Annotated in this window: 4 protein-coding genes; 1 reads left to right on the forward strand and 3 read right to left on the reverse strand. The window is 73.5% G+C overall.

What is annotated here, in order from left to right; all coding sequences use genetic code 11:
• The coding region (locus LLG88_01940; GenBank protein ID MCE5245667.1) for a DNA-directed RNA polymerase subunit beta' at window positions 1-2,953 on the forward strand (2,953 nt) is incomplete at its 5' end.
• Between the two features lie 95 nt (window positions 2,954-3,048).
• Here the strand turns inward: LLG88_01940 and LLG88_01945 are convergent.
• The 3 genes from LLG88_01945 to LLG88_01955 all read right to left on the reverse strand — a co-directional run.
• Window positions 3,049-4,488, reverse strand: coding sequence for an NCS2 family permease (locus LLG88_01945; protein ID MCE5245668.1), 1,440 nt, complete (start codon window positions 4,486-4,488; stop codon window positions 3,049-3,051).
• Between the two features lie 128 nt (window positions 4,489-4,616).
• The gene (locus tag LLG88_01950) at window positions 4,617-6,896 is read right to left on the reverse strand and encodes a TonB family protein (protein ID MCE5245669.1); all 2,280 of its coding nucleotides are present in this window, start codon (window positions 6,894-6,896) and stop codon (window positions 4,617-4,619) included.
• On the reverse strand, window positions 6,893-7,366 hold a 474-nt coding region (locus LLG88_01955), incomplete at its 5' end, for a sigma-70 family RNA polymerase sigma factor (GenBank protein ID MCE5245670.1). The genes LLG88_01950 and LLG88_01955, both read right to left, overlap by 4 nt.

Below are 7,366 nucleotides of genomic sequence, written 5' to 3' on the forward strand. Positions count from 1 at the left end.
CCTCAACCGCGCTCCCACCCTTCACCGGCTGGGCATCCAGGCCTTCGAGCCCCTCCTTGTCGAGGGCAAGGCCATCCAGATCCATCCGCTCGTTTGCGCCGCGTTCAACGCCGATTTCGACGGCGACCAGATGGCTGTCCACATCCCCCTGTCCGTCGAGGCCCAGATCGAGGCCCAGACGCTGATGCTGTCAACCAACAACATCCTGTCCCCGGCCCACGGCCGGCCGCTGACCATCCCCAGCCAGGACATGGTCCTGGGCTGCTATTATCTGACGCTCGAGAAAAGGGGCCAGAAAGGGGAGGGCCGGACCTTCGGCTCGCCCGACGAGGTCCTCCTGGCCATGGAGAGCGGGGAGGTCGAACTCCAGTCCGAGATCAAGCTCCGGTTCTCGGGCCCTTTCATGAACCTGGCGACCTTCTATGACGACCAGGCCGTCATGACCTGCCCGATCAACGAGGTCAGCGGCGAGCACGTCGAGACGACCCCGGGCCGGATCATCTTCAACAGCGCCCTCCCCGAGGGGATGCCGTTCATCAACGGCATCTTCCGCAAGAAGGGGCTCGAGAACCTCGTGTTCTACGGCTATCTCCGGAAGGGCCTCAAGCCGACCGTCGAAATGCTCGACAGCCTCAAGGACCTCGGCTTCAAGTACGCCACGAAGGCCGGGTTCTCCCTCGGGATCGACGACTTCGTCATTCCCGGGGAAAAGGCCGCCCTTGTCGATAAAGCCCAGAAGGAGGTCACCGGCATCGAGAGCCTTTACCGCGAGGGGACCATCTCGGCCGGCGAGCGGTTCAACCGGGTCATCGAGATCTGGGGCACGGTGACGGACAAGGTCTCGGCCGCCATGATCGGCGAGATGAAGCGGATCTCGTTCGAAGGCCGCGGGCTCAACCCGCTGTTCGTCATGGCCGACTCCGGCTCCCGGGGCAACAAACAGCAGATCCGCCAGCTGGCGGGGATGCGGGGCCTGATGTCGAAGCCGTCGGGCGAGATCCTGGAGACGCCCATCACCTCCAACCTCAGGGAGGGCCTGAACGTCCTCCAGTACTTCATCTCGACCCACGGCGCCCGCAAGGGCCTGGCCGATACGGCCCTGAAGACGGCCAATTCCGGCTACCTGACGCGCAAGCTCGTGGACGTCTCCCAGGAGGTCATCGTCGACGAGCACGACTGCGGGACCCTTAAGGGCATCAACGTGACGGCGATCGTCGAGAACGGCGAGATCATCGAGCCCTTCATCGACCGCATCGTCGGCCGGACCTCGATCGAGCTGGTCGTCAACCCCGACACGGGGGAGGTCGTCGTCGACATGAACGAGGAGGTCACCGAGGCGGTGGCCCAGCAGTTCCAGAACCTGGGCATCGAGAGGGTCAAGATCCGCTCGGTGCTGACCTGCGAGTCGTCGCGCGGCGTCTGCCGCTTCTGCTACGGCCGCGACCTCGCCACCGGCAAGCTGGTCGAGATCGGCCAGGCGGTCGGCGTGATCGCCGCCCAGTCGATCGGCGAGCCGGGCACGCAGCTGACGATGCGGACGTTCCACATCGGCGGCACGGCGAGCCAGGTCCACGAGGCGAGCTTCGCCGAGGCGCGGAGCGAAGGCACGGTCAAGTACCTCGCCGTCACCGTCGTGCGCAACCGCGCCGGCCTGAACATCGTCATGGGCCGGCAGGGGAACGTCCTCGTCATGGACACCCGCGGCCGCGAGCTGGAGCGGCACGCCGTCTCCTACGGCGCGGTGCTCAAGGTCGAGGACGGGCAGCGGGTCAAGCCGGGCGAGCTGCTCCTCGAGTGGGACCCGTACACCTTCCAGATCCTCACGGAAGAGGCCGGCGTCGTCGAGTTCCAGGACGTCGTCGAGAACATCACCGTCCGCGAGGAGCAGGACGAAGTCACCGGCCTGATCCAGAAGGTCATCATCCGCTCGAAGGACGAGACCCGGGTGCCGAAGGTCGTCGTCCGCCGCGGGAAGGAGCGGGTCCGCAGCTACCTGCTGCCGGAGAAGGCGCTCCTCTCGGTCGAGGACGGGCAGGAAGTCGCCCCGGGCGACACGCTGGCCCGCATCCCGCGCGAGACGACGAAGACGAAGGACATCACCGGCGGTCTGCCGCGCGTGGTCGAGCTGTTCGAGGCCCGCGCCCCGAAGGAGCCGGCGGTGATCTCCGAAATCGACGGCACCGTCGAGTACGACGAGTCGGCCGAGCGCGTGAAGGGGTTCATCCCGGTCTACGTCGTCAGCGACGACGGCGACCGCCGCGAGTACAAGATCCCCAAGGGGAAGCACATCACCGTCCGCAAGGGGGAGCACCTCCGCGCCGGCGACGCCCTGATGGACGGCCCGAAGGATCCGCACGACATCCTGCGCGTCCTCGGCGAGAACGCCCTGCAGGAGTACCTGGTCAACGAGATTCAGGAGGTCTACCGGCTCCAGGGCGTGGACATCAACGACAAGCACGTCGAGACGATCGTGCGGCATATGATGCGCTGGGTGCAGATCGAGGAGGTCGGCGACACGGAGTTCGTGCTCGAGGACCGCGTCGACCGCTTCCGCTTCCGCCGCGAGAACGAGCGCGTGATCTCCGAGGGCGGCCAGCCGGCGATGGGCCGTCCGCTGCTCCTCGGCATCACCAAGGCCTCGCTCCTCTCCGAGTCGTTCGTCTCGGCCGCGTCGTTCCAGGAGACGACGCGCGTGCTCACCGAAGCCGCGATCCGCGGGGCGACCGACATCCTCGGCGGCCTCAAGGAGAACGTCATCATGGGCCGGCTGATCCCCGCCGGGACCGGCGCGCACCCCTACCGGGACTACGAGATGCCGGCGATGGTGCGCGAGCAGGCGGAGCCGGAGGAAGAGGCGGCGCAGCTCGAGACCGCCCCGGACGACTCGATCCTGCTGCAGGTGCTCGGCCGCGAGCTGGCCGGCGGCGGCGCCGCGCCGCTCCCGAAGGCGTAGCGGCCTTCGCTTTCCGCAGTCGAAGAAAGGGCGGCCCCGCCGGGCCGCCCTTTCGTTTGTTCCGCCGCCGTTCCCGCGCCGCGGTCGCCCGCGCGTCAGTGGACGATGCCGACGACGAAGTAGGCGAGGCAGAGCGCGGAGAGGAGCCACATCCCCGAGTTGACCTCGCGCCGGCGCCCGGCCGCGGTCTTGAACAGCGGGTAGACCGCCAGCCCCGCGGTCAGCCCGTTGGCCGTGTTGTAGGTGAAGACCATCAGCACGATCGTCAGGAAGGCCGGCAGCAGCTCGGTCATGTCGTCGAAGTCGATCCCCTTGACCGCGGGGATCATCACCGCGCCGACGACGATCAGCGCCGGCCCGTAGGCGAAGCCGAGGCTGGAGAGGGACGAGGCGAGCGGCGTGAAGAAGAGGCAGCAGAGGAAGAGCGCTCCGGTGACGACCGCCGCGAAGCCGCTGCGGGCGCCGTCGCGGATGCCGGCGGCGGACTCGACGTAGGCGCCGGAGGTCGTCGTGCCGAGCAGCCCCGCGCCGATGCAGGAGACCGCGTCGACGAGCATCGGCTTGTGGATCTCCGGCAGATTGCCTTTCTCGTCGAGCAGGTTGCCCGCGGCGCCGACGCCGACGAGCGTTCCCACCGTGTCGAGGAAGTCCATCAGGAAGAGCGTCAGCAGGACCGGCAGCATCGAGAGCGAGAAGAGGCTGGCGACGCCGCCGTCGGGACGGGTCTCGCTGAAGGCGAGCTGTCCGGCGATCTCCCCCAGGCCGCCGGGGCCGGAGAAGCGGGGCCAGGCGACGATCCCCTCCGGCGCGGCGGCGTAGCCGAAGGCGACGCCGGCGGCGGCCGTGCCGAGGATCCCCAGCAGCAGCGCGCCCCGCACCCGGCGGACCATCAGCGCGCCGGTGAAGAGCACGCCGAGGACGGCGACCAGCGTCGGCCCGCGCGTGATCGCGCCGATGCCCACCGGGACCGGCACGGCGCCCGCCGGGACGCGCGCCGCGGCGTCGATCGTCGCCGCCTGCACGCCGGGGAAGAGCGAGCCGACGGCGGCGCCGACGACCGGGCTCTTCACGATCCCCGTCTCGTTGAAGCCGATGAAGCAGAGGAACAGCCCGATCCCGACGGCGAAGGCCCGCTTCATGCTCTGGCTGATCGAGTTCGCCAGCCAGGCCCGCACGCCGAGCAGCGTGATGACGAGGAAGACGACGCCGCTGAGAAAGACCGCGCCGATCCGCAGCCGCCAGCCGATTCCCAGCGCGGCCACGCCGAAGGCGAGGAAGGCGTTGCCGCCCATGTAGGGAGCGACGCCGATCGGCCGGTTGGCGACCAGCCCCATCAGGATCGTGCCGCAGCCGGCGACGAGGATCGTGGCCACGGCCGAGGCCGAGGCGGGGATGCCGGCGGCGACGAGGATCGCCGGATTGACGACGACGATGTAGGCCATCGTGACGAAGGTCGTCAGGCCGCCGAGCGTCTCGCGGCGGAAGTCGGTGCCGAGCTCGGCGAAGCGGAAGCGGCGTCGCAGCCGTTCGAGCATTCACTCACCTCGCGACGCGGTCCGCTCGCCGCGGCGCCGCGCGCGTGCATTGTCCCGCGCCGCGGCGCGGCGGGCGACCGCCGGCGTCGGCCCCGGCGCGGGGCGACGGGAGACCGGCCGCGTCGGCCTCAGCGCGCGAGGCGGAAGGAGATCGTCGCCCGCGCGCGCGCCGGCGACGGGCGCCCGTCCACGAGCGCCGGCCGGTAGCGCCAGCGCTTCGCCGCGTCGAGCGCGGCGGCGGCGAGCGGCGGCGCGCCCCGCGCGACGCGCGCGTCCACGACGCGTCCCGCGGCGTCGATCGAGAGGTCGAGGACGACGTCCCCCTCGATCCCCATCCGCCGCGCCGCTTCCGGATAGGCCGGCTCGGGCCGTTCCAGCGGCTGGGCCGGCCGTTCCTCCTCGACCCGCCACGTCCCCGCCTCTTCCGCCGCGCCGCGCAGACGGGCGGCGCCCGCCGCCGCCGAGGCGAGCGCCGCCAGTTCCCGCGCCGCCGCCTCGGCGCCGGGGGCGGGGACGGCGGCGCGCCGGGCGAGATCCTCGAACCGCTCCGGCGAAGCGCCGCTCCGCAGCGCCTCGGCCAGCTCCCCGGCGAGGACGGCGAGCCGCAGCCGGACCGGCGCCGCGGTCCAGGTCGGCGCGGCCTCGCCGACGGCCAGCCGCCGCTCGAGGCGCGCGTCGGCCGCGGCGCCGCGCGGCCGGAAGGTCGTGGTCAACGTGGCGAGGCGGGCGCGCGGCGACGCGCCGTCGGCCAGCTCGACGGCGTAGAGCGCGGCGACGCCGCTCCCCGCCGGGAACGACGGCGCGCTCGGGACGAGCCGCCCGCCTGCGGCGGGGGAGCGCTCCGCGCCGACGAACCGCCAGCGGACGACGGCGCGCGGATCGAACTCGATCGTCGCCGCGGCGTTTTCGGCGACGTCCTGCGGCGCGCGCACCATCCGTTCCATCACGGCGGCGCGCGCGGCGTCGGCGCCCGCGGCGACGGCGCGCGTCCCGCCCCCCGCCGCGGCGAGCGCGCCGAGCGGACCGTCCTGCTCGCCGCCGACGTCGATCGCGGAGAGCTCCACGCCGTCCTGCGCCTCGAGGGCCGCGAGCTGCCGCAGCGCCGGACTCGCCGCCCACTCGGCCGCGCCCCCGGCGACGACCACGACGCCGCGGCGCGCCTCGGCGGGACCCGCGGCGCGGACGAGGTCGTAGGCGGCCTCGATCGCGGCCGGCACGTCGGACGACGCGGCGGGGGCGAGCGCGGCGAGCGCGGTCGTCACGGCGCGGCGGTCGGAGGCGCCGGCGACGAGCGCGCGCGGCCGCTCGCCCGCGGCGACGATCGAGAGCCGGTCGGTCGCCCGCAGGCGCGCGGCGATTCCGGCGAGCGCCCGCTGCGCGACGAAGATCCGCTCGGCGGCGCCGGGGCCGCCGACGTCGAGCACCACGGCGAGCGAGGCGGGCGGACGCCGCGGCGGATCGACGTCGCGCGCCGCGAGGCGCACGCGGACGTAGAGCAGGCGCGGATTCTGTTCGGACGGCGCGGCGTCGAGCGCCGCCTCCAGCGGCGTCGTGGCCGGCGCGCGCAGGTCGGCGCCGAACGCCGAGACGAACGCCTCGGGACGCGCGTCGGAGGGGCGGGGCGGACGCCCGTCGGAGAGGGCGGCGAGCGCGGCGTCGAAGGCGACCAGCGGCGGATGGAGGTCGACCGCGGCGGCGGGGCGGCGCGCGGTCTCGACGAACGCCGGGCCCTGCGGCGGCAGCACGTCGGCGTGGAGCGCGCCGGGGATCTCCTCGCCGAGCCGCGGCGCCGCCGCGGAAGCGACCCGCACGGTCCCCGTCGGCGGCTCGAAGATCTGGTCGCCGATCAGCCACCAGCCGACCGCGGCGACGAGCGCCAGCGCGGCGGCGTGCGCGGCGATCGAGAGCGGCAGGCTCCAGCGCGAATCCCGTCGATCGCCGGCCCGTCGCGCGCGGCCGCGCGCGGCTCGACGGCCGCCCGCCGCTTCGCCCGCCGCCGCGGCGTTCTCTTCCGGCGTCGCCGCAGCGTTCTCTTCCGGCGCCGCCGCGGCGTTCCCTTCCGGCGCGGCTGCGGCGTTCCGTTCCGGCGCGGCCGCGCTGCCCTCGGCGGTCCGCCGCGTCCGCGCGACGTGCGCGGCGAGGTCGGCCTTGAGGCGCGCGGCGAGGTCGGGCGGCGGCGCCGCGGCGCCCGCCTCGCGCGCGAGACGCTCCTCGAGCCGCGCGTCGAACCGTTGCTCGGGCGCCTCGTCGGCGCGCGCCGTCTCCGCTTCCGGCGGCGCCCCGCGCGCCTCGCGGAACGCGGCCAAGTCGGCCTTGAGGCGCGCGGCGAGATCGGCGGGGGCGGGGACCCGCTCCCGTTCCGCGGCCAGCAGCCGCTCGACCTCGGCGATCGTCGCGCGCCGCTTCACGCCCCCGACTCCAGCGCCTCGGCCAAGAGCTCGAGCGCCCGCTTGATCCTCTTCCGCACCGCCGCCTCGGTGATCCCCTCGACGGCGGCGATCTCCTCGAGCCGCGCCTCCGCCCAGTAGCGGGCGGCGACCGCGAATCGCAGTTCCTCCGGCAGGCGCCGCACCGCGCGCCGCAGCGCGGCCGACTCCTCGGCGCGGGCCGCGTCCTCGTCGGGAAGCGTTCCGCCTTCGTCCGGCGGGTCGAACGGCGCTCCGTCCTCGGGATCTTCGAGCGGCAGCGGCGCCGGCCGCCGCGCCTCGTCCACGACCACGTTGTAGGCGATGCGGCAGACCCACGTCGCGAAGCTGGAGCGCCCTTCGAACCGCCCCAGCGCCTCCCAGGCGCGTCGGAACGCCTCCTGCGCGGCATCGGCCGCGCGCGCCGCGTCGCCGCGGCAGAGCGGGCGCAGGAAGCGGAAGACGCCGTCGTA

This window comes from bacterium, assembly GCA_021372775.1.
Classification (GTDB): domain Bacteria; phylum Acidobacteriota; class Polarisedimenticolia; order J045; family J045; genus JAJFTU01.

Coding starts and splice junctions, on each gene's coding strand:
- LLG88_01945 (MCE5245668.1), bottom strand. CDS start 4,488: ATGCTCGAACGGCTGCGACGCCGCTTCCGCTTCGCCGAGCTCGGCACC.